Annotated in this window: 26 protein-coding genes; 9 read left to right on the top strand and 17 right to left on the bottom strand. The window is 56.2% G+C overall.

The features are described 5' to 3' along the window. Positions 1 to 39: 39 nt before the first annotated feature. Both iolG and ACR0DT_RS15175 read right to left on the bottom strand, forming a co-directional pair. A complete protein-coding gene (gene iolG / locus ACR0DT_RS15180; RefSeq protein WP_480711559.1) occupies positions 40 to 1,053 on the bottom strand; it encodes an inositol 2-dehydrogenase in 1,014 nt (337 codons plus the stop codon). A 17-nt stretch (positions 1,054 to 1,070) separates the two neighbouring features. Continuing rightward, positions 1,071 to 1,460, bottom strand: coding sequence for a hypothetical protein (locus ACR0DT_RS15175; protein ID WP_480711558.1), 390 nt, complete (start codon positions 1,458 to 1,460; stop codon positions 1,071 to 1,073). Positions 1,461 to 1,940: 480 nt separating this feature from the next. Between ACR0DT_RS15175 and ACR0DT_RS15170 the strand changes: the two genes are divergently transcribed. Continuing rightward, positions 1,941 to 2,648, top strand: a complete 708-nt coding sequence (locus ACR0DT_RS15170) for an ORF6N domain-containing protein (RefSeq protein ID WP_480711557.1) — start codon at positions 1,941 to 1,943, stop codon at positions 2,646 to 2,648. Here ACR0DT_RS15170 and ACR0DT_RS15165 read toward each other — a convergent pair. The 4 genes from ACR0DT_RS15165 to ACR0DT_RS15150 all read right to left on the bottom strand — a co-directional run bounded on the left by ACR0DT_RS15165 (position 2,645) and on the right by ACR0DT_RS15150 (position 4,369). Next, on the bottom strand, positions 2,645 to 2,998 hold the full coding sequence (locus tag ACR0DT_RS15165) for an MmcQ/YjbR family DNA-binding protein (RefSeq protein ID WP_480711556.1): 354 nt from the start codon (positions 2,996 to 2,998) through the stop codon (positions 2,645 to 2,647). The two genes, ACR0DT_RS15170 and ACR0DT_RS15165, sit on opposite strands and share 4 nt — an antisense overlap. Before the next feature lie 76 nt (positions 2,999 to 3,074). Next, positions 3,075 to 3,482, bottom strand: coding sequence for a hypothetical protein (locus ACR0DT_RS15160; protein WP_480711555.1), 408 nt, complete (start codon positions 3,480 to 3,482; stop codon positions 3,075 to 3,077). Between the two features lie 75 nt (positions 3,483 to 3,557). Further along, complete coding sequence (locus tag ACR0DT_RS15155; protein WP_480711554.1) at positions 3,558 to 3,848, bottom strand: antibiotic biosynthesis monooxygenase family protein; 291 nt, start codon at positions 3,846 to 3,848, stop codon at positions 3,558 to 3,560. A gap of 98 nt (positions 3,849 to 3,946) precedes the next feature. Then, positions 3,947 to 4,369 carry an excalibur calcium-binding domain-containing protein gene (locus ACR0DT_RS15150; RefSeq protein WP_480711553.1) on the bottom strand — a complete coding sequence of 141 codons (423 nt, stop codon included), beginning with the start codon at positions 4,367 to 4,369 and terminating at the stop codon, positions 3,947 to 3,949. A gap of 120 nt (positions 4,370 to 4,489) precedes the next feature. On the opposite strand from ACR0DT_RS15150, the gene ACR0DT_RS15145 reads away from it, so the two are divergent. Continuing rightward, the gene (locus ACR0DT_RS15145) at positions 4,490 to 4,993 is read left to right on the top strand and encodes a HugZ family pyridoxamine 5'-phosphate oxidase (protein ID WP_480711552.1); all 504 of its coding nucleotides are present in this window, start codon (positions 4,490 to 4,492) and stop codon (positions 4,991 to 4,993) included. On the opposite strand, the gene ACR0DT_RS15140 is transcribed toward ACR0DT_RS15145, so the two are convergent. Together ACR0DT_RS15140 and ACR0DT_RS15135 are read right to left on the bottom strand one after the other, a co-directional pair. Next, the gene (locus ACR0DT_RS15140; protein ID WP_480711551.1) at positions 4,978 to 5,385 is read right to left on the bottom strand and encodes a universal stress protein; all 408 of its coding nucleotides are present in this window, start codon (positions 5,383 to 5,385) and stop codon (positions 4,978 to 4,980) included. The two genes, ACR0DT_RS15145 and ACR0DT_RS15140, sit on opposite strands and share 16 nt — an antisense overlap. 65 nt (positions 5,386 to 5,450) lie before the next feature. Further along, a complete protein-coding gene (locus tag ACR0DT_RS15135; RefSeq protein ID WP_480711550.1) occupies positions 5,451 to 5,777 on the bottom strand; it encodes an antibiotic biosynthesis monooxygenase family protein in 327 nt (108 codons plus the stop codon). 178 nt (positions 5,778 to 5,955) lie between these two features. Here ACR0DT_RS15135 and ACR0DT_RS15130 point away from each other — a divergent pair, with 178 nt between their 5' ends. Beyond that, the gene (locus tag ACR0DT_RS15130) at positions 5,956 to 6,618 is read left to right on the top strand and encodes a hypothetical protein (RefSeq protein ID WP_480711549.1); all 663 of its coding nucleotides are present in this window, start codon (positions 5,956 to 5,958) and stop codon (positions 6,616 to 6,618) included. A 45-nt stretch (positions 6,619 to 6,663) separates the two neighbouring features. Here the strand turns inward: ACR0DT_RS15130 and ACR0DT_RS15125 are convergent, their stop codons facing one another. The 5 genes from ACR0DT_RS15125 to phhA form a co-directional block, all read right to left on the bottom strand. Beyond that, positions 6,664 to 8,952 carry a glycosyl hydrolase family 28-related protein gene (locus tag ACR0DT_RS15125; RefSeq protein WP_480711548.1) on the bottom strand — a complete coding sequence of 763 codons (2,289 nt, stop codon included), beginning with the start codon at positions 8,950 to 8,952 and terminating at the stop codon, positions 6,664 to 6,666. 134 nt (positions 8,953 to 9,086) lie between these two features. Further along, entirely contained in the window at positions 9,087 to 9,488 is a 402-nt protein-coding gene (locus tag ACR0DT_RS15120) for a DUF4864 domain-containing protein (protein ID WP_480711547.1), read from the bottom strand. A gap of 48 nt (positions 9,489 to 9,536) precedes the next feature. Further along, on the bottom strand, positions 9,537 to 11,111 hold the full coding sequence (locus tag ACR0DT_RS15115; protein WP_480711546.1) for a lysine--tRNA ligase: 1,575 nt from the start codon (positions 11,109 to 11,111) through the stop codon (positions 9,537 to 9,539). Positions 11,112 to 11,246: 135 nt separating this feature from the next. Beyond that, positions 11,247 to 11,600: a 4a-hydroxytetrahydrobiopterin dehydratase gene (locus tag ACR0DT_RS15110; RefSeq protein ID WP_480711545.1), complete on the bottom strand. Its 354-nt coding sequence runs from the start codon at positions 11,598 to 11,600 to the stop codon at positions 11,247 to 11,249. Positions 11,601 to 11,607: 7 nt separating this feature from the next. Beyond that, entirely contained in the window at positions 11,608 to 12,408 is an 801-nt protein-coding gene (gene phhA / locus ACR0DT_RS15105) for a phenylalanine 4-monooxygenase (RefSeq protein ID WP_480711544.1), read from the bottom strand. Positions 12,409 to 12,517: 109 nt separating this feature from the next. On the opposite strand from phhA, the gene ACR0DT_RS15100 reads away from it, so the two are divergent. Continuing rightward, the gene (locus tag ACR0DT_RS15100; RefSeq protein WP_480711543.1) at positions 12,518 to 12,985 is read left to right on the top strand and encodes an Lrp/AsnC family transcriptional regulator; all 468 of its coding nucleotides are present in this window, start codon (positions 12,518 to 12,520) and stop codon (positions 12,983 to 12,985) included. An 83-nt stretch (positions 12,986 to 13,068) separates the two neighbouring features. Then, a complete protein-coding gene (locus tag ACR0DT_RS15095; RefSeq protein ID WP_170488914.1) occupies positions 13,069 to 13,491 on the top strand; it encodes a tellurite resistance TerB family protein in 423 nt (140 codons plus the stop codon). A gap of 2 nt (positions 13,492 to 13,493) precedes the next feature. On the opposite strand, the gene dacB is transcribed toward ACR0DT_RS15095, so the two are convergent. The 3 genes from dacB to ACR0DT_RS15080 all read right to left on the bottom strand — a co-directional run bounded on the left by dacB (position 13,494) and on the right by ACR0DT_RS15080 (position 16,162). Further along, on the bottom strand, positions 13,494 to 14,972 hold the full coding sequence (gene dacB / locus ACR0DT_RS15090; RefSeq protein WP_480711542.1) for a D-alanyl-D-alanine carboxypeptidase/D-alanyl-D-alanine endopeptidase: 1,479 nt from the start codon (positions 14,970 to 14,972) through the stop codon (positions 13,494 to 13,496). Between the two features lie 66 nt (positions 14,973 to 15,038). Next, complete coding sequence (locus ACR0DT_RS15085; RefSeq protein ID WP_480711541.1) at positions 15,039 to 15,659, bottom strand: nicotinate-nucleotide adenylyltransferase; 621 nt, start codon at positions 15,657 to 15,659, stop codon at positions 15,039 to 15,041. A gap of 32 nt (positions 15,660 to 15,691) precedes the next feature. Continuing rightward, entirely contained in the window at positions 15,692 to 16,162 is a 471-nt protein-coding gene (locus ACR0DT_RS15080) for an MOSC domain-containing protein (RefSeq protein ID WP_480711540.1), read from the bottom strand. Positions 16,163 to 16,300: 138 nt separating this feature from the next. Between ACR0DT_RS15080 and ettA the strand changes: the two genes are divergently transcribed. From ettA to ACR0DT_RS15060, 4 genes are all read left to right on the top strand, one after another. Then, positions 16,301 to 17,968 carry an energy-dependent translational throttle protein EttA gene (gene ettA / locus ACR0DT_RS15075; protein WP_480711539.1) on the top strand — a complete coding sequence of 556 codons (1,668 nt, stop codon included), beginning with the start codon at positions 16,301 to 16,303 and terminating at the stop codon, positions 17,966 to 17,968. Further along, on the top strand, positions 17,965 to 18,711 hold the full coding sequence (locus tag ACR0DT_RS15070; RefSeq protein ID WP_480711538.1) for a hypothetical protein: 747 nt from the start codon (positions 17,965 to 17,967) through the stop codon (positions 18,709 to 18,711). Before ettA ends, ACR0DT_RS15070 begins: the two co-directional genes overlap by 4 nt. Before the next feature lie 205 nt (positions 18,712 to 18,916). Beyond that, positions 18,917 to 19,123, top strand: a complete 207-nt coding sequence (locus tag ACR0DT_RS15065) for a cold-shock protein (protein ID WP_170378838.1) — start codon at positions 18,917 to 18,919, stop codon at positions 19,121 to 19,123. 191 nt (positions 19,124 to 19,314) lie between these two features. Next, entirely contained in the window at positions 19,315 to 19,875 is a 561-nt protein-coding gene (locus tag ACR0DT_RS15060) for a L,D-transpeptidase (RefSeq protein ID WP_480711537.1), read from the top strand. Here the strand turns inward: ACR0DT_RS15060 and ACR0DT_RS15055 are convergent, their stop codons facing one another. Then, positions 19,876 to 20,514, bottom strand: coding sequence for an arylesterase (locus ACR0DT_RS15055; RefSeq protein WP_480711536.1), 639 nt, complete (start codon positions 20,512 to 20,514; stop codon positions 19,876 to 19,878). Positions 20,515 to 20,523 lie beyond the last annotated feature (9 nt).

Below are 20,523 nucleotides of genomic sequence, written 5' to 3'. Positions count from 1 at the left end.
GGAATCTGGCGGAGCTTTCCCCAGTTTCCGGATATCCACTCATTTTGCAACCGGTTTCAAAACGTCAGCCATTGCGACCGGTTTCCCGGTCTGTGCCGAACGGGTCGCGGCTTCGGCCATGGCCAAGGCAGAGACCCCGTCCTCTAGCGTCACTGGCATTGCAGAACCGGACTGAACAGCCTGTACAAACGCATCCCATTCGGCCCGGTAGGCGGGCATGTAGCGTTCAAGGAAAAAGTAGGTCGGCTTTGCCCCGGTGACACCATCCGTCGTCGACTTGACCACAGCGTTTTCGAGAATGTTATGGGCCTGTAACAGGCCACCAGACCCCAACATCTCGATCCGCTGGTCATAGCCATAAGCAGCGCGCCGCGAATTCTTGATCACTGCGATCTGACCGTCTGAATAAGTCATTGTTACAACGGCAGTATCCACGTCACCTGCTTGTCCAATCTCAGGGTCGACAATTGAGGTGCCAAAGGCAGAGATCTGTACTGGCAACTGCCCCATCAAATAGTTCGCCATGTCAAAATCATGGATCGTCATATCCCGGAACAGACCACCCGAGACCTTGATATAACTGACCGGCGGTGGGGCAGGATCGAAAGAGGTGATCGACAACATCTCGGGTGCACCGATTTCACCCAGACCCACGGCTTTTTTCAGAGTTGCGAAGCTGGGGTCGAACCGGCGGTTGAACCCCACCATCACAGGCTGGCCAGATTCCGCCGCAACCGACTGACATGCAACCGCCCGCTCAAGACTAAGATCAACGGGTTTTTCGCAAAGAACTGCCTTGCCGGCCTGTGTTGCGGCCTCAATCAGGTCAGAATGGGTGTCCGTCGGTGTTGCGATCAGGACTGCATCAATCGACGAATCCGCAATAATCTCCATCGAGTCGCGCGCAGTCGCGCCCTGTTCCGCGGCAAGGCTTTCGGCGGCATCGGAAATCGCGTCAGAGACAGCGCAAAGCTGGCTTTGTGGATGCGCTGCGATAGCCTGCGCATGTACGCGACCAATGCGCCCGGCGCCAAGCAATCCGATTCTGAGCATGCGGGTCTCCCGATTCTTTATTTTTGGGACACCATGATTTCCTTTGCAACCGGTTGCAAGATATTTTTCAATTTAGTGGAAGCGATGAGATACGAAGGGCCGACACTGTAAAGCACCCAAACAACCAACCAGGATTTTGAAAGCTTGCCGGAAAACAATTGGCAGCGCTTTCTTAGCTTCCCGCTTTCTAGCGCTGGCAAGACGGTCAACTCTTCGGTCAGAGCGGTAAAGGAGTAGTCGGTCGAAGGGAAATCTCTTCGCTTCGTTTCGGGAACAATCCCTATCAGGCTTGCACCCCCGACATGGACGACGCGGACGATCTGCTGAGTAGTCAAACCAGCCTGACTCAGCACCACTTGCGCGCCCGTGTTCAAGCGGGCTGCATGTGTGATCAACACTTTTGCCAACAAGGCATCAGTCAGTGGTCAGACAGCATATCTGGAACCATTCTTTTAAAAGAGCGGTGGCAAACCGAATGCTGATGACCCGTGCGTGTTGAGCAAAATAATGCGCATCAGTCACTACAGGCTGTGGGATATTGACAGGTTTGGCCGCCCTTTCCGGTGAGAAAGACCGTGATGATCAGCTCCCCCCTGAAATCGAACAGCACGCCATCTGCGACAGCCCGGACCGCCCTCTGAGCCTTTTTGTGACCGCTTCGACATCATGTTCGGCAGGTAGAGCGATTGGGGCAAGTAAACATCAATGAACGACACAGCGGACAGGCTAGATGAGTTGATTAAAAAGTACGCACGCAAGTTAGTATGAAAGAGACCGAAGCGATCGGTAAGCTGGTGGATTACGCGTGCTCCACAAACTTCAAACTTGCAGCCTTTTACTCCCTCCGTAATGTTTGAAATCACATTTTGTGATTCCAAACGGATGCCATGACGAGCCTGAAAAACCTACCCAGCACACATGATGTCCAAAGCGCCATTCATAGGGTGCGTGGTGCCCGTGTAGTGCTGGCCGAGGATCTGGCACAGTTCTACGGAAAATCCGTCAGCGCCTTTAATCAGGCAGTGTCGCGTAACAAGGACCTGTTCGAAGGTTACCGCTTTCAACTAACCGATACCGAGGTTGCCGATTTGCAATCACAGAATGTGATCTCAAAACCCAAAGGCCGCGGCGGTCGGCGGATCAATCCTTGGGTCTATACAGATTACGGCGTGGCTATCGCCTCGGCCCTGTTTAAAGACCCGCGCGCGATTAAGATCACTCGAATGATCACCGAGGCTTTCGTTGACGGTGCAAACGCAATGGCCGAAACCCCGCGCAGCGTGCCGGAAATCCTGCCGCCCGAGGATGCCGCTGCCCCGCTACTGCCCAATGGGGAACAGCTGCGCGATCTGGCCGAAAACATCCTCGATTCCGGTCAGCAAAGCCTGGTCGACTATATCGCCAACCCCACCACCAAGCGGCAACAGGCGGTGGCGGTAATCATGAAGACGCTGGCGGAAACCGCAGGCGAAGAGGTACGCACCCAGCACGAACGCCTGCGCCTGAACATCGCGCAACGTCTCGCGACCGGAGATTACACCGATGATGATGACCGAAAACGGCTGCTGGATCTGCTGCACGCGATGAAGGGTTAAACCCCTAACTCGGCCCGCAGCTTCTTGGTCAGCTTGGCCACGACCAGATCATAAGACGTCACGATATGCTCACGCAGGGACGCATCACTCATCCCGCGTTCTTCATAGACCTGCAGCCACTTCATCCCGCGCGAGGCCAGATAAGGCGCTGGGCGGATGCCAGGCTCATCACCAAGAACCTCAAAAGCCAAATCCGTGGCCTTGAAGGTGAACGCATCTCGCCCCTCATTCCAGCCGCAGATCGCAAAGACTTTGCCGCCGACCTTCCACACATCTGCATTGCCCCACTGCACCACGTGAGAGGTGGCTTTGAGGCCTTCGCAGAATTTATTGAACTCATCACGTGTCATGGAAGGATCTTGGCTTGCAAGATCGATTGAAAGCAAGCGAGATGATCTACCTCTCGCTTACTTTCTTTCCATGTCTTTAGTAGCTTACCCACCAGTCGTGCAGGTTGCGTTTGCCGTCAGTAAATCTCAGGTCGCGGCCGAGAAAATAGACTTTCGAGCAGAGTTCACCCTTACCTGATAGGTCAGATTCCCGGCACAGTTCATTCCCTTTGACCGACCACGTGCCCTTGTCTTCCCACGATCCGTCATTTGCGGATGAATGCTGTTTTCCATCTTTTTCAAACGTCCAGGTCCAGTTGGAGCTTTTCAGAGTTTTCCCCGAAACGATCCTTTCTATAGAAGCACCGTCCATTTGTTGCGCGCCCATGTCCTGAATCTGGGACACTTTGGTTGCGGCCAGGTAATCTTTGGCTGTGTCAGCGATGGCCATTCCGGAAAATTGGGTCGCGACCAATGCAATAGCTGCGCATTTCGAAAAGTTCATGGAACATTCCTCCTGAAAAAGTGCTGTTAAAGATTTGAAAATTTCTGCCTTAACCTCTCAGACGAGAGAGATCGCCTAACCCTTGTCCCAATGGACAACCACATCGAACCCAGCGGGCGATGGCGGACCTTCGAGGAATTCGGCGAAGTGCCCCCACAGTTCGGCCACTTTAGGCGCGTTGGCGTTCGAGGTTTCCTCGCTCTGGACAACTGCAACGACAAACCCGGTGCCGTCTTCGTTCATGACACTGGTAAAACTGTGCATGCCCTCCATGCCCATAATCTGACTTTTTAGTTCGTTCATCTTCGCCTCGGCCGCATCCCGAATGCCGGGCTTCATCTTGAATTGGGTAATACGTGCAAACATGATTTTCCTCGCTATCTGGGCGAAATCCCCCAAAGACGGCCAGAACGGCGCGTCCGGCAGAGTGTATCACAATCACGAGGATTCTCTTAGTAACGGGGTCAAGGCCGCACGAATTTAGCGTTTCCGAGGGTCCGTGATCTGGAGGGTTCAACCGTTTGCGGCACCGTGTCTTGCACGGGTGTGTGCGTGCGAGTATCGCAGGCTACGCCGTCGCCATTAGGATCGTTGTGCGGGTGATATCCTGGCCCGCCCTTCACGAAAGGCCCCGGCACAATGGTTTCGATCGCACCGCACCCGGCGAGGGCAATGAGATGCAGCAAAGCCTCTTCCTGCCTGAATTCAGATGTTCGCAGATAGATCCCTACGGCAATGGCCAGCGTCGTCACCGGCAGCATGAGAACCATGAGGATGATTCGAACCGGGGATAGTGCACGTTTACGCAGCGCCTCTGCCCGTTTCTGACGACGTGAGACCTTTGGGACTGAGACTTCCAATTCAGGCGCAGAATTTTTAATCGGCATAGCCCCTGTTAATCCGGATTTGTGGCGAAACCGAGACCGGAACCCAAGACAGACCCTCGCACCGGAAAGACAACGAGGCTATCTTCTGCGAGTTTCAAACAACCCGGGAACAAGCACAACATGAGCCAATCCAACCCCTTCCGCCCGGTCGATGAGACAGCCCGAACTTTGGCACGCAACCTGATCGAGGGGGCTACCTTTGGTGCGTTGGCAACCTTGCGGCCGGACATCGGTCTGCCTTCGGTGTCGCGCGTCGCCCTGGCCACGGACGAGGCTGGGATGCCTGTGACTCTGATTTCGATATTGGCGGATCATACGGCAGCCTTGCGTGCCAATCCGGCTTGCGCGCTGTTGATCGGAGAGCCCGGCGACACCGGTGATCCGCTGACCCATCCGCGATTGACGTTGCATGCCGAAGCCACATTCGTAGCACGAGATAGCGCCGAGCAGTCAGCTATACGTTCGCGGTATCTGACCTTGCGGCCGAGAGCAAAACTCTATGTCGATTTCACCGATTTCGGCTTTGTCCGCTTCGCCATTTCAGACGCCGTTCTTAACGGAGGGTTCGGCATGGCATGGCGCCTTGACCCGATTGATCTGCGGTCTGATCAGCGAACCACGTGAACCGCGCAGGCGGCATGTCGGACAACGTGGTTTGTAGTTGAACCCAGCAATAGATCCTGCATGCCCGGACGGTGCGAAGCCATGATGATCAGGTCAGGTTTATGAGTTTCCGTCCAATCCAGAATGGTGCGTCCGGAATGCCCTTCGACAACCACTCCCTTTGCGTTGGGCAATTTGGACGCTAAATCATCCAGTTCGGCCTGAATCGCCTTGCGAGCCTCAGCCAAGTATCCGGGCGGCATATATGAAATTGCAAAGTCCGGGATGTGTTCGACCACATGCAACAGCGTCACCTGAGCGTCCGACGTTGCCAGCATTTCAGCCAGCTTCATAGGGCCAGAAATGTCCCGTTCGGCATCGAATGAAATTGGAATAAGAATATTGTGATACATAATGCACGCCTCCTTTTTCCTTCAGCAATAATCTCCAGAGTTATTCATTAAGGCTTTGATCTAAATCAGGAACTGCTAAAAGTTTCGGCCACGTCATACATTACCGGCTCAAAGCTTTTACACATCTCGTTGATTTTCCGGTTGCGATCACGCATTTCCGGGGTTCGCAGCATCGCCAGAAAATCCTCGCGGCGGTCCCATTGGGAATAGTTGGCAATCCGCGTCTGTGCATCGTTCACATGCAGCCCTGCAGAAACGAACCCCGGTTGTTTCGAGATGAAATTTGCATAGGCATCTGTCAGCGCATCCAACAGATCGTGGCAGGTACCCGGCGTCGTTTCAAAAGTGGTGATAACTGTCTGGACGCTCGCGTTCTTGGAAATCTTCGGCATCTGGATTCTCCCTTTTCTTTTGCAAGCTTAACACAGGATTTAGAAACGTCTCGTGTTTCATTCTGGGATACATTGAGCCCACTCGTGTTTCCCTTCGGGACACGCTGATCCCTGTTGGTTTCCAAGCGGTAAACAAAACACTAACCAACCGTTAACCATGCTGGCGGAAACTGCGCAAATGCTCCGAATCCTCGTTCTTCTGCCATTGCTGATTACCGCAGCCCCAGCCTGGCCTGGCGCATGGTTACGGGAAAAGGGTGCGGCGTTCACCGCAGCCTCGGTTACCGCATTCAAAGAACCCGATGGCCGTTATGATTACAAAACGGCGTTCTACGCCGAGTTCGGGTTCCGGCCAAATCTGACAATCGGGTTGGATTTCGAAGAAGCCCGGGACTACTACGGCCACGCGCTATTATTCGTGCGGGTTCCGGTAGCCGATTTTGACAAATGGGGGCGTTTCGCGGCCGAGTTCGGGGCCGGTGCTCACCATAGGCAACTGAGTGCCTGGGCGATGTACAAACTAACCTTATCTTATGGCAAAGGCTTTCAAACCGGTTGGGGCAACGGTTGGGTGGCCGTCGATACGGCCCTGGAATATCGCACCCATGATGCGGTGTACCGCAAACTGGATGTCACGGTAGGTCTTTCCGCTGATCGCTTGTTGAATCCCCTAATCCAAATAGAAACGGCCTTTAGACCTGACCATTCAATGTATTGGAGGGCGCGCCCCTCGGTCATGATCCGCGCACGGAACAGCAAAACGACGTGGGTGCTGGGCCTTGAACGCAACGATGCGCGCAGCGACGCGGGGTTGAAAATTGCTCTATGGAACGAGTTCTAAGGTCAATGATTTGGCCGCCCTCCAAGAGGGCGACCAACGCTGTCGTCAGCTTTCCATTCGAATGAGAGTTGAGACTTCTCCGCGCACGGCTGCAGGCCAGCGCAGGGTTATCGCGTTTCTCGACGCGCCTTGCTCTACCTCTACGTATGGGGTGGCATAGGTGATCGAGTCAAAAGTATTCCTCAAAGGTCCCAGAGCCGTAACAGCATCACAACTGCGCGCGTAACTACCAAAAGGCAGCTGTCCTGCTGTTTGAACAGTCCAGGCTTGCGAAACGGACGCTTGCGTGTGCGTGACCCGCAAAGGGTTTGCTACTTTTCGATCCACCCCGTGAAACGTGTTGTTTTCGAACATAACATTCCGATGGGCATAGTTGTTCATGCCGGCGAATGAGGTATCCACGCGATCCACCCGCGTGATACCGCCACTTGTCGACCGGAATTTATTACCAGTCACGATCACCCCATTCAGGAAGTGCCCGGCGCCATGGGGGCGAACAACGATATAGCTGAACCAGGGTGCTGCCTCGCTGGAGTAGAAAATATTGTCGGTGATGGCCATCGAACTGAAGGAATATCCAGTTCTGTAAACCGGATCTGCATCCCGTTCATTGGTCCACAGGATCGAGCAGTTGTCGATGTAATTCTCCGAAATGGTCGAACTGTTATAGGTCCCGATCATGACCAGACCAGGGCTGCGAACACCTTGAGGAATGCCGTCACCCTGGAAAAAGTGATTGCCGAGAATCATGTTGTTGGTCCCGCCCAAAACCGCAAAGTGACGGAACCGTACGGCCCGGTTGTGGCGCAGTTTCACATCGTTGGCCGTCGAGTTCAGCGCGATCGAAGAACGATCCGGAACGTTGAAAGATTCTTCGGTAGACAGGAACTGGCAATTGTCGATCAGCATCCCCTGACATCCGGTGCCGATGGACGTGATTCCACGATCCTTGGGGCGGCTGACGAAACAGTTCGCCAGGGCGAAGGTACTGCCTGACGGGGCCAGACGGATACCGCTGCTGCGACCGTTGCACTGGAATTCGATTTGCTCCATCCCGAATTTGCGCAGCGTGCTGAAGCCACTGAAATCCAGCAGATACTTGAAGGAAAAGAAAGTGAAGGTTTGCGTACCATCAGCATCGTAGAGCGGTGCATTCAGTGTGATTTCACCCGCGCCTTCGTTTTTCGAGCGGACATAGATTTCACGGCCGACCCCGTTACCCTGTACCAGCGAACCAACCGGAATATTGGCCACGTTCGCCACATTCACCAGTCGGGTGGGATCGTTCGGGTTATAGGTCGCAACCGAGGTAAACATCTCGGTATCCCAAGCCGAGCTACTTTTGACGTCGAACTGCCCATTCCGAATGATACGGCGTGTCGAGAACCCGGTTTGTCGGTTCGGAACCGCAGCGGCCATATCAATGGGCTCGGTGACAGATACCTTACGCCCGCCCATGTCCAGAGATTCATGATCAGAATTGTTCAGCAACGCCTGAAAGGCCTTTTTGAAGGCCAGCATTTCATCGCCAAACGCATTAATATACGTGGGCAGATCGAAATTCTTGGTCAGCAGCAGCATTTTGTCATCCGGAATCGTGACGGTGCCTTCAAAATCGATCTCGGACGCAATGGACGTATTCTGGGCCAGTAAATAAGTCCCTTCTGGCACGAATATACAACGTCCGTTCGCAGCCTGATCTGCCGCCTCAAACGCGGCTGAATCATCCGTCACGCCATCCCCAAAGGCACCGAAATCGCGGACATCGACCAGACTGATGAGATTGCGCAGGAACACGCCGGTAACATCCGTGATCTCGATATCATCAACTCGGACAACCGCACCGTTCGCCCCGTCGATATCCAGACCGAAATGTCCGTACAACGCCTGAACGCCCCAGGGCATATCCACGCCGGGGCGTTGGCCGGTGCCAACAATGGCGGTGATCTCATGTACTGCGCCATAGCCAGAAAGCTGCGTGGCCGGCCCTTGCTCGGCCACACCGGTGACCTGTACGTCTCCGGCACCACCGGCCCATCCGGCGATACGCACCTCGGGCAGCGGTCCACTGATGGCTTTGACCCTTGCTTTGATCTGCAAGTAACAACCCGGCAGCAGCGGCGTCTGCCCCATATAGCGCAGACGCTGAGTTGTGCTGACCTTCAAGATCTCCAGACAACCACCGAAATCCGCATCCGCAGGAGCAAATGCACCCGTGCCCGACCCGTCATAGGTTGGCGAGCCGGGCGTTCCGTCGCCGCTGGACCATACGTTCAATCCATTCGCGAAAGCAGGCGGCGTGAACACGATACCGTCGGTGATTGCCTTGTTCATAGAATTCCCTTTCCCATTCGCGCCGCTTCAGCGCTCATAAACCCAATGCCCGGAGACACGCGCCCCGAACGCAAAAGTCTGAGTACCGAAAAGGGATTAACCGCCGCTCATGTCACCGTGACGGTAGTGTTGCATCAAGCTGCCGGATCCGAATTGCCCAACAGTTGCACGCCATTGATCTTCCAGCCGTTGTCCATCTGCACCATTTGATAATCCAGAATGTGGACCCGACCCGCGCCATCGGTGATCATGACCTTCTGCCACAGCGCTCCGGCCACCTCGCGCAATTCCAGAAACTGAACCTCGGCGGGACGCCACACCATCGGATAGCCGCGTTTGACCATGACGCCGAAATTTTCTGGCGTTTGGAACAAGCGCTGGATGTTGGGGCTGGCGAACGTAAAGGCGGTGGCAAAATCGTCCGCCTCAAATGCCTGAATTTGCGCGGCGATATTTGCCTCGATCTCGGCGTTCTGGGCAAATGCCCCCGAAGCCAAACCGGCGCTAAGGGATAGAGCAAGCAATAGTCGACGCATGGGGCCACCTCCTGTTGAAAGGGTAGCCCCGCGCGGTGTCAGGTCAAATCAGGCCAGCTCTCCGGCTAGCGCCTTGTCGATCAGAGCAATCGTTTCAGGCACGCCGTACAGCGCGATGAAACCGCCAAAACGCGGACCCTGCGAGGCCCCCAGCAGTACCTCGTAAAGCGCCGTGAACCAGCCGCGCATTGGGTCGAACCGCTCGCGCCCGATGGCATAAACCACCGATTGCAGCGCCTCATCCTCGATGGGGCCATCGTAAGCCTCAAGAGCAGCTTTCAACGCCTCCAACGCTTCGCGCTCCTGATCTGTCGGGGCGCGGTGTTGACGGGTGGGTTTGACAAAATCGTTGAAGTAGCGCACGGCAAATCCAGCCGCCTGATCCAGATCCGGATGCGTCTCGGCTGTCGCTTCAGGCGCATAGCGGCGGATAAAGCCCCACAGTGCCTCTTTGTCCTCGGCCCCCGATACTGACGCCAAGTTCAACAACATCGCAAACGGCACCATCAGCGTGGATGCAGGAACATTCCCGCCATGAATATGCCAGACGGGGTTGTTCAGCTGCGCCTTCAGCTCTTGGCCTGGATAGGCCCGCAATTGCTGGTGATACTCATCCACCGCCTTCGGGATTACGTCAAAATACAGGCGCTTTGCCGTTTTGGGCTTTTGATACATGAAGTAAGACAGGCTTTCGGGCGCTGCATAGGTCAGCCACTCCTCCATCGAAAGGCCGTTGCCTTTCGACTTGGAAATCTTCTGCCCTTCCTCGTCGTTGAACAGCTCATAGCTCAGCGCTTCGGGCGGCTGCTTACCCAGCGCTCGGCAGATTTTCGACGATTGCGTGACCGAGTCGATCAAGTCCTTACCCGACATCTCATAATCCACGCCCAGCGCGGCCCAGCGCATGGCCCAATCCGGCTTCCACTGCATTTTAACGTTGCCGCCGGTGACCGGGATTTCAACCTTCTCGCCGTTGGGCTCTTGATAGACGATCGTGCCCTTGGCGACATTGCGCTCCAGCGTCGGCACCTGCAGCACGTGCCCGGATTTTGGGCTGATCGGCAGGAAGCACGAATAGGTCTCACGCCGTTCCGATCCAAGCGTCGGCAGCATGATCTCTTGAATCTTGTCAAACCGCTCCAATGCGATCAGCAGCATCTCATCGAACTTGCCGCTGGTGTAGTAATCGGTGGCCGAGGCGAATTCGTACTCGAACCCGAAACTGTCCAGAAAATCACACAGCATCGCGTTGTTGTGCTGCGCAAACCCTTCGTGCGTGCCGAACGGATCGCGTACCTTGGTCAGCGGCAGGTGCAAGTCTTCTTTCAACTCGTCCTGCATCGGCACATTGGTCGGCACCTTGCGAAAACCGTCCATATCGTCCGAGAAACAGATCAGCTTGGTCGGAATGTCACTGATCTGCTCAAAGGCGCGACGCACCATCGACGTCCGCGCGACCTCGCCAAATGTACCGATATGCGGCAGGCCCGACGGGCCATAGCCGGTCTGAAACAGCACATATCCCTTTTCCGGAGCCGCTTTCTGATAGCGTTTGAGCACCCGGCGCGCCTCTTCAAAAGGCCAGGCCTTGGACGCAATCGCGGTTTCACGCAGTTCAGACATTTTTAGACGAGCTCCATCGGGAAAAATCAGCGCCAGTTACCCCATGCAACCGACCGGACCCTCCTATTGTGCTGGTGCAGCATGAGTCAATAAAGCGCGGGTTTTTTCCCGGTGAGAACGCCGTTTTGTGGCGGTTTAAGCAGTCAGTTGATCCAGTTTGGCCGCCCAGATGAAATCATTCTCGCTCAGACCACCAATTTCGTGGGTGGTTAGTTTGACATCCAAATAGCCCCACCCGAAGGTGACATCCGGGTGGTGCCCCTGCTGATCGGCCAGCCACGCGCAAAGATTGGCCAGATAGGTCGCCTTGGCAAACCCTTTGAACTTGTAGTGACGGCTCAGTTCTTTCGCATCCGCGTCCAGATTCCAATCGGACGAAAGTTCAGCCATGTGGGTATTCGCCTCATCCTGCGTCAAAGCCGGCACGCCGCCGGAACAGGGCACGCAGGTTTTGTCCGATAGGCTGCAGGTTTCTCCTGTTAGTGTCATGATCCGTTCACTCCGCTGCGGTTGCTTTTTCCGGGAACTTGTTTGGCAACAATCCAAGCGATTGCGCCTGTCGCACATCCGCCAGCAGGTCGCGGTCGGCGGCAGCAAAAAGTTCCTCGGGTGAGTTTAGCACGAAATAGCCCATCTGGTGCATGTCGATCCGATAGGGTGTGCGCAGGATGGTCAGCACATCAAACGGATCGCGGTCGGGAATGTCGCTTTCCACCGCGTAGACCAGTTCCGTCGGCGAGGACGCCAGCCCCGATCCCAGCGCCTTGGTCTTACCATCCTGACGACGCAGACCGAATTCGATCGAAAACCAATACAGCCGGATGAGCCAGGCATAGTCCTTGTCATCAGCCTGCACCCCCGCCCTGCCGATGGCATGGCTGAACGCGGCAAAGCGCGGATCGCTCAGCAATGGCGTATGGCCGAAAATCTCATGAAAGATGTCGGGCTCTTCAATATAGTCGAAATCCTCACGAGACCGAATGAAAGATGCGGCGGGAAACACCCGGTCCGCCAGCATACCAAAGAAGGTCTTGAACCCGATCAGCGCTGGCACGGGCTGAACCCGCCATCCGGTCATGTCCAAAAGCCGTTCCGAAATATCTGCGCAGGATGGCACGCGGGTTTTCGACAGTTCCAGCCTTTTCAACCCTTCGAGATAGTCCCGCGCCATATAACGCTGCACATTCTCTTCTTGCGCAGCATAGAGATCAGCCCAAACAGCGTCCTCTTCTGCCGTATAGGCGATATGGCCACGCTCATCGGCCACTTTGGCGATGTATTTCGTCGACTTTGGCATCTGCATTCCCTCCGCAGGAAAAGTATAGCCACGCGACTTGAAGATTTTGATTTGGATAACCGCTGAATTCTTAGTATTTTGGCGTATATGTATCGAAAGGTAATGTTTTTTGAAACAAACTCTCCAAACGGCCGATATTGCCATCCTACAAGAGCTGCAGACCAACGGCCGCCTGTCCATGCAAGAGCTTGCTGACCGAACCGGCCTTTCCGCTTCGCAATGCTGGCGGCGTGTGCGTGATCTGGAAGCGTCTGGCGTGGTGTCCGGCTACATTGCGCAGGTGCGGGCCAAGTCGGTCGGGCTGGATGCCATCGCCTATGTCCACGTCGCATTGCGGGATCATCAAGAAGGCAGCATCACCTCATTCCTGCGACTGGTCGAAACCGAGCCGCAAATCGTCGAATGCGCCTCGATCACCGGGGACCACGATTTTATCCTGAAAGTCTATGCCAAGACGCCCGAGGATCTAGAACATTTCATCATGCAACGGCTGCTGAAATCCGGTCTGGTTCGCGACACGCGCAGCAATTTCGTGCTGCGTCAGACCAAAACGCGCGGTCCGCTGCCCATTCTCTGACCGGGTCAGCGGTAAAATCCGTTGAACCTGCCCGCCAGCCCTCCTATCGTGCAAGCGCAGAATTGCCCAATCAGGACGACACCATGACCGAACAAGTACCCCACCCGATGTCCCCACAGGATTGCCTGGTTGCGATCATGGTCGCGGTCTCTGCATCGGATGAAACCATTCGCACGGCCGAGCTGGTCAAGATCGAAGGCGCGGTCAACATGCTGCCTGTCTTTGCCGAGTACGATATCGACCGCACGCGTCGTGTTTCACAAACTGTGTTCGACCTGTTCGAACAAGAGGACGGGCTGGACGCCCTGTTCGGACTGATCCGCGAAAACCTGCCCGAACGGCTGAATGAAACTGCTTATGCGCTGGCCTGCGATGTGGCGGCTGCGGATGGGTCTCTGGCGGAAACCGAACTGCGCCTGCTGGAAGAAATCCGCTATGAGTTGAACATCGACCGTCTGCACGCCGCTGCTATTGAGCGTGGTGCCCGGGCGCGTCATACGACCTAATCCTAGCTACCCTGTAAGCTTCCCCAGCGTTCGATCAACGCGCGTTGCAGCTTGCGCGACCTGCTGTTCCAGCTGCGCGCGCCGTCCGGGCGCTCGCGCAGTGCGCGGGGGATTGTCGCGCGATGGTCAACATCGGCGGTAAAGATCGCAAAAGCCAGTTCCGAGCCATCGGGCGCGGTCATGAAACCACCCAGTCCCGACACAAAATTCAGCGTCCCGGTCTTGGCATCCACCTTGATCGGGTGATCCTTGACCGGTCGCCCCTGCCGGTCCAGCAAGGTGAACTTCTTGAGTAGAGGGCGCAACGCCCCATCCTTGCGCGCGGCCACCAGCGCAGTGACAAAATCTTCGGGCGCCACACGCGACGCATCGCCGAGCCCCGAATGATCCACCATCGCGATTCCCGTCACGCCATAAGTCTCAGCTGCCCAGCGGTTCATCTCTGTAGCAGAATCGGCGAGGCTCTGAATATCTGCCCTGCGCGCTTTCGAAGCCGTCATGCCGACCATTTCCGCCGTTATATTAGTCGAGTATTTCAGCATACCTCGCAAGATACTCTGCAACGGATCACTCTGATGAACCACTAAGACTGTGCCCTGCGGTACCTGCCGCGTGATTTGCACGCGCCCAAGCACGATGCCATTGGCCCGCGCCAGAGTGCGAAACACATCCCCTGCATAAAGCGCGGGTTTGCGAACAGGTAGCCACCGCGCGCCACCATTGCCCAACGCACTTCGGGCGACGGTCCAGCGATCCTGCCGCGCACTTGGCTGATAGGTGTAGATCGGCAAACTGCGTTTTTCGACCTGCATCGACGCCATATCCACAGACGGAGTGTACCGGGCTGTGCGCGCATCCATGGTCACGTCGTAATTGGCACCGGCGCGCTTCCATTCGAAATGGACGCGATTGAAATTGAGTGAGATGCCGCTGATGGCTGGGCTATAGCCCAGATGATCCGGCTGTCCGGGGTCAATGCTGAACACATAGGGCAACGCCCCGTCAAAAACCTTGAATGCCCCGCGCACCTCGGTGATTCCGGCCTCGCGCAGGTTGGCGGCCATCGTGGCGAGATCATCAGTATCCAGCAACGGGTCTCCGCCGCCGACAAGAATCAGGTCGCCGTTCAACACCCCATTCTCAATCGGACCGCCCGCCATCAAGGTGGTTTCAAATCGGTAATCCGCGCCCAGAACATCCAAGGCATAAAGCGCAGTCAGTGCTTTGGCGACACTTGCGGGCGGCAGACCCTGATCGCCGCCAAACGCCTCAACCTGCGTGCCGGTCTCAACGTCCGCCACCGCAAACACGACCTCCCCTCGCAACCCTGCGGACTGGATAAGACGCTCGGCCCCACTGGGCAAGTCTCCTCGCAGTTGCGGTCGCAAGGATTGGACAGGAGCATCGGCCAGCGCAGAACCCGGTGCAATCGAGGCCCCCAGGCCCGCAAGAAACAAACGACGTGAAAGACGATCAACCATGGGTCAATTAAAATCCCAGAGATCACAGGCAAACAACCACTGAATGTGATTATGCCCGCAGGGGGGCTATTCAGGCAACACCCCGCCATCCCAGCCGCCGCGTGTGCGGATTTCGGTCGAGCTGACATCGACCATTGGCACATTCACGAAACACCACGCCGGTGCCTGCGCCCTACCCAGCAAATGCCGCGCCTGACCGTCGATCCGGTATCGGGCGTAAAGACGTGCCGCAGGTGACATCCGCGCTGAAATCCGATCCCCCGGCCTTGCCACCACGCCCACCGGCACGCTGTTCATGATCCGTCGCCAATCCTTCCAGCGATGAAACTGCGCAAGATTATCCGCGCCCATCAGCCAGACAAATCGTACTTGCGGATAAAGCTTTTGCAGAGCCGCCAGCGTATCCGCCGTTGCTCGTGTCCTCGTCAGCGCCTCGATGTCCGTTACCTCGACCTTGGGGTGCTGCATAACCTCGCGCGCGGCCATGATCCGCCGCTTTAGCGGCGCCGGTCCACGGGCCTTTAACGGATTGCCCGGAGACACCAGCCACCAAACCCGGTCCAGTCCAAACGCCTTCATTGCCTCAAGCGAGACATGCACATGCCCTTGATGCGGCGGATCAAAAGACCCACCGAACAACCCAACGACCTGCCCGGGCCGTGCATATGGAATAGCGCTTCGCAACATCCTTTGCTGATGTTCAGAACTGAAGCGGCTTGTCAATCAACAGGTTGCACCACGTCACCCAACCGGATCCGTCCGGGCCTGATGACCTCGGCACACCATCCCCCGTGCCCACGCACGGCAGAATAGCCGCCCTTGCCCAGCGCCTCCTCCATCCGGCTGCACGGCGCGCAGATGACGGTAAAGCGCAGAATCGCCTCGCCCACCTGCACATCACGCCCCTTGAGCGCCGCCAGATTGATCCCCGAAACCACCAGATTGCGCCGCAGCGTTTCGGGTGCGACAGGGCCTTGCCCCAGAAAAGAACCGATCGCCGCCAGATGCTCTTGCTGGATCAGCGTTACTGCGCGCCTGCCTGTCCGGCTACGGTCCCCGTCTATACCAGTGGCCGATATCGTGGCCGCATCCACAATCTCAATCTCAGCCCGCCGCTCAGGGCGCTGGCCAATCCAACCAACTTTCCCTTGTTGCGCCCAACCAGCAATTAGTTTTGCCAACTCCGACAAAATGCTCCTCCCATTCTGTTGAATAGGTCTAATTGAATTCAGCATCGTTAGAAATTCACAAAACCACCAGCTTGCCCCGCCCGCCTCGCTTGGATATCTAGCGGCTCAACCAGATTTCCCCGACCCAAAGGACGCGACATGGCCGCCTATCAATATGTCTACCACATGCAGGGTGTCTCCAAGACTTATCCTGGTGGCAAGAAGTGCTTTGAAAACATCCACCTGAGCTTTCTGCCCGGTGTGAAAATCGGTGTCGTCGGCGTCAACGGCGCGGGTAAATCGACTCTGATGAAGATCATGGCGGGCCTCGACACCGATTTCTCCGGTGAGGCATGGGCCGCCGAAGGTGCCAAAGTCGGCTATCTGCCGCAGGAGCCGCAGCTGGATGAAACGCTGTCTGTTCGCGAAAATGTCATGCTGGGCGTGGCCGCGAAAAAAGCCAAGGTAGACCGGTTCAACGAAATCGCCATGGAAATCGCCGAGAATTACTCGGACGAGCTGATGGAGGAAATGACCACCCTGCAGGACGCGATTGATGCGGAAAACCTGTGGGACCTCGACAGCCAGATCGACGTCTCGATGGAAGCGCTGCGCTGCCCGCCGGACGACGCCAACATCGCCAACCTCTCGGGCGGTGAGAAACGCCGCGTGGCGCTCTGCAAGCTGCTGCTCGAAGCGCCCGACATGCTGCTGCTCGACGAACCAACCAACCACCTGGACGCCGAAACCATCGCCTGGCTGCAACAGCACCTGATCGACTACAAGGGCACCATCCTGATCGTCACCCACGACCGCTATTTCCTGGACGACATCACCGGCTGGATCCTCGAACTCGACCGGGGCCGCGGCATTCCTTATGAGGGCAATTACTCCGCATGGCTGGAACAAAAAGCCAAACGGCTGGAGCAGGAAGCACGCGAGGACAAGTCCAAGCAGAAGACCCTGCAGCGCGAATTGGAATGGATGCGTCAGGGCCAGAAGGCCCGTCAGGCCAAATCCAAGGCCCGGATCAACGCCTATAACGAACTGGCCGAGCAGTCCGAGCGCGAAAAACTGACCCGCGCCCAGATCGTCATCCCCAACGGCCAGCGCCTTGGCGGCAAGGTGATCGAGGTCGAGGGTCTGTCGAAACACATGGGCGACAAGCAGTTGATCGAAAGGTTGGACTTTGCCCTGCCCCCCGGTGGCATTGTCGGCGTTATCGGCCCCAACGGCGCTGGTAAATCGACGTTGTTCAAAATGCTCACCGGGCAGGAGCAGCCCGACAGTGGCACTATTACGCTGGGCGACACGGTCGAGCTGTCCTACGTTGACCAGTCTCGCGACGACCTCAAGGACAACGACACCGTTTGGGAAGCAATCACCGGCGGCGCCGAGATCATCCAGCTGGGCGACGCGCAGGTCAATTCCCGCGCATATTGCTCGTCCTTCAATTTCAAGGGTGGCGATCAGCAGAAAAAAGTCTCGCTGCTTTCAGGCGGTGAACGTAACCGTGTCCACATGGCCCGGCTGCTGAAAGAAGGCGGCAATGTCCTGCTGCTCGACGAACCGACCAATGATCTGGACGTCGAAACCCTGCGTGCTTTGGAAGACGCGTTGGTTGATTTCGCCGGCTGCGCCGTGGTCATCAGCCACGACCGCTTCTTCCTTGACCGGATTTGCACGCATATCCTGGCCTTCGAAGGTGATGCCCATGTGGAATGGTTCGAGGGCAACTTCGAAGACTATGAAGAGGACAAAAAACGCCGTCTGGGACCGGATGCGCTGGAACCCAAGCGGCTGAAGCATAAAAAGTTCGCGCGATGATTGGTTTCATTGAAGCGCGCATAGACAAGTGGAAGCGTAGCGTACGCAGACGTTTGGCGCCGCGGAGTTTGCTACGCATTCCGAAAAACACGCCGGAAAACTGTGTCATCGTGGCCAGCAATGGGCGTTCTGGCAGCACTATGACCTTTTTGGCTCTGACTGAATCATTGAAGGATATTGATCGGGCCGCTGCTAAAAGGTCGAATTTCATCGCTCGGTTTGACGAAGCAACTTTCTACGCGCCATGTGTATACAAGACTCACGATTACCCTCAGCCGTTATCTTCATGGCCCGAGAATACTCGGGTCGTGTTTTGTTTCGGGTCCGCTAAGGATTCCGCGCTTTCTGTCTATTCAGCGTTGGAAAGATACGGCGCAGACTGGATTGAAAAGCATTTTTATAACCTGCACGCCATCGGCACCTATGACGAACTGTTCCAGCGCGACGTGTTGCAGCAGGCGCGTCAGATCAAGGAGTGGGTGACATTCGAAGATGTCCCTGTTTTGTGCGTTCATTATGATGCGCTATGGGAACATCAGGAAACCATCTCACGATTTACCGGACTGGACTTTAAACCTCCTGCGCGGCGCGAGCGCGTACCAAAGGACATTCCGGAGGATCTCAAAGAGTCTGCTGACCGGGTGTATGATCCGATAGACGCAGTGGTCGAACTATTGCCGCGATGCTTTATGGCATCCAAGCAATACCGTACGACCGTGGAAGAATTACCGATTTCCAATTGAGGGTCACTGGTCGGCCTTTCGCCTACTAAAGGATAACACCTGTAGCCTTCTCTTGCCCTGCGCTTATGCAAATGCCATATCTGACGGGCACACGTTTTTCTATTTCGACCTACTGTCTCCTTCTACGGCGCTCAGTCTATCGATACAGACAACGACGCCGGGCTGCCGCAACACCGTGGGCAGCACTAAACAGGAGACAACGGATATGCCCGCAGGCACCGTAAAATGGTTCAACACCACCAAAGGCTACGGCTTTATTGCACCCGAAGATGGCGGCAAAGACATCTTCGTACACATTTCTGCAGTCGAACGCTCGGGCCTGACCGGCCTGGCCGACAACCAGAAAGTCACGTACGAGCTGCGCTCGGGTCGTGACGGCCGCGAAAGCGCCGACAACATCGAACTGGCGTAAGCCGATGAAAGGGCAGAGTATTCCTCTGCCCTTTTTCTTGCCGAACGACACGCCCTGCGTCTGATAGTAGTTCGCAGGTGTGTCCCGGCGAATACATCACATTCAAGTTACTTCTCTGCGGCGATTGACCAGATCGGTTATCATTCCGACATTAGGGTCAAGATTTTTCTGTTTTGTTGAAGAGAGCAGCCATGTTCACTCGCCGTACGTTCCTAACAGCATCTGCCGCCGCCAGCCTTGTGCCGGGTGTTGCTTTGGCCAAGCAAAAAGCTTTCGAATACGATCCCACGCCGCAATTCGTCCGGATCAAGAAAGAGTTCTTGCCGGGCCAGTTGCTTGTCGTTCCCCGGTCTTTCTACCTGTACTATGTCACCGAACCACGCAAAGCGATCCGCTATGGGTGCGGGGTGGGCAAAGCTGGACTGGAATTTACAGGCACCGCCACGATAGACGTCAAGAAGGAATGGCCAACCTGGCGCCCGACCGATGAGATGATCGAACGCGAACCCGTCACCTATGCCAAATTCAAGGACAACGATTATGTCCAACCCGGTGGAGGCGATAATCCGCTGGGGGCGCGAGCGCTGTATCTGTTCCAGAACGGCGTCGACACCTATTTCCGTATTCACGGCACCACGCAGCCGCAAACCATAGGACGAGCAGCGTCGAATGGTTGTATCCGTATGCTGAATTCGCATGTGGTCGATCTGTATGAACGTGTGCCTATCGGCACCGTCGTCACTGTCGTCTGATCACTGTCGGGTGGCGCTTACTAGCTCCAGCACATGTGGCCCCAGATTTTCAACAATCCGTGCCACTCCTTCGGCGTTCGGGTGAATGCCATCTGATTGCATGTAACGGCGGGCGGCGTCCGGATCGCCCGCAGCGGTTAGGCCTTCAAAAAAACTGGGCGCATAGCCCGTTTCATACGCTGCCGCCAGGTCGGGGTAGATCGAATCGAACGCCTCTTTGTAATCCGCCCCGTAGTTCCCCGGCGCCTGCATCCCGACCAGCAGCACATCGACCTCAGAACCATCGGCCGCTTTGACAATTGTCTCAAGATTTGCGCGCGATACAGCCGGGTCGAGCCCACGCAGCAGATCGTTGCCGCCTAGCGCTACAATCACCCCGTCCACGTCCGGCGTCAGGGTCCAGACCACCCGCGCGGCCCCTCCGGCCGTAGTATCGCCAGACACACCGGCATTGATCAGGCGTACATCGACGCCCTGAGCCCGCAACCACCGGTCCAACTGCGGCACAAACCCGTCCTGTTCCGGCAACCCATAGCCTTGGGTCAGGGAATCGCCTAAGGCTGCGATTACCACCTCTTCGGCTGTGGCGACAAAGCTGCAACAGATAAACAGCACCGACATCAAGGCCTTGCGTACCATCAGAACCGC

The organism is Ruegeria sp. BI11, assembly GCF_056538005.1.
This window is presented reverse-complemented; position numbering and strand designations above follow the sequence as displayed.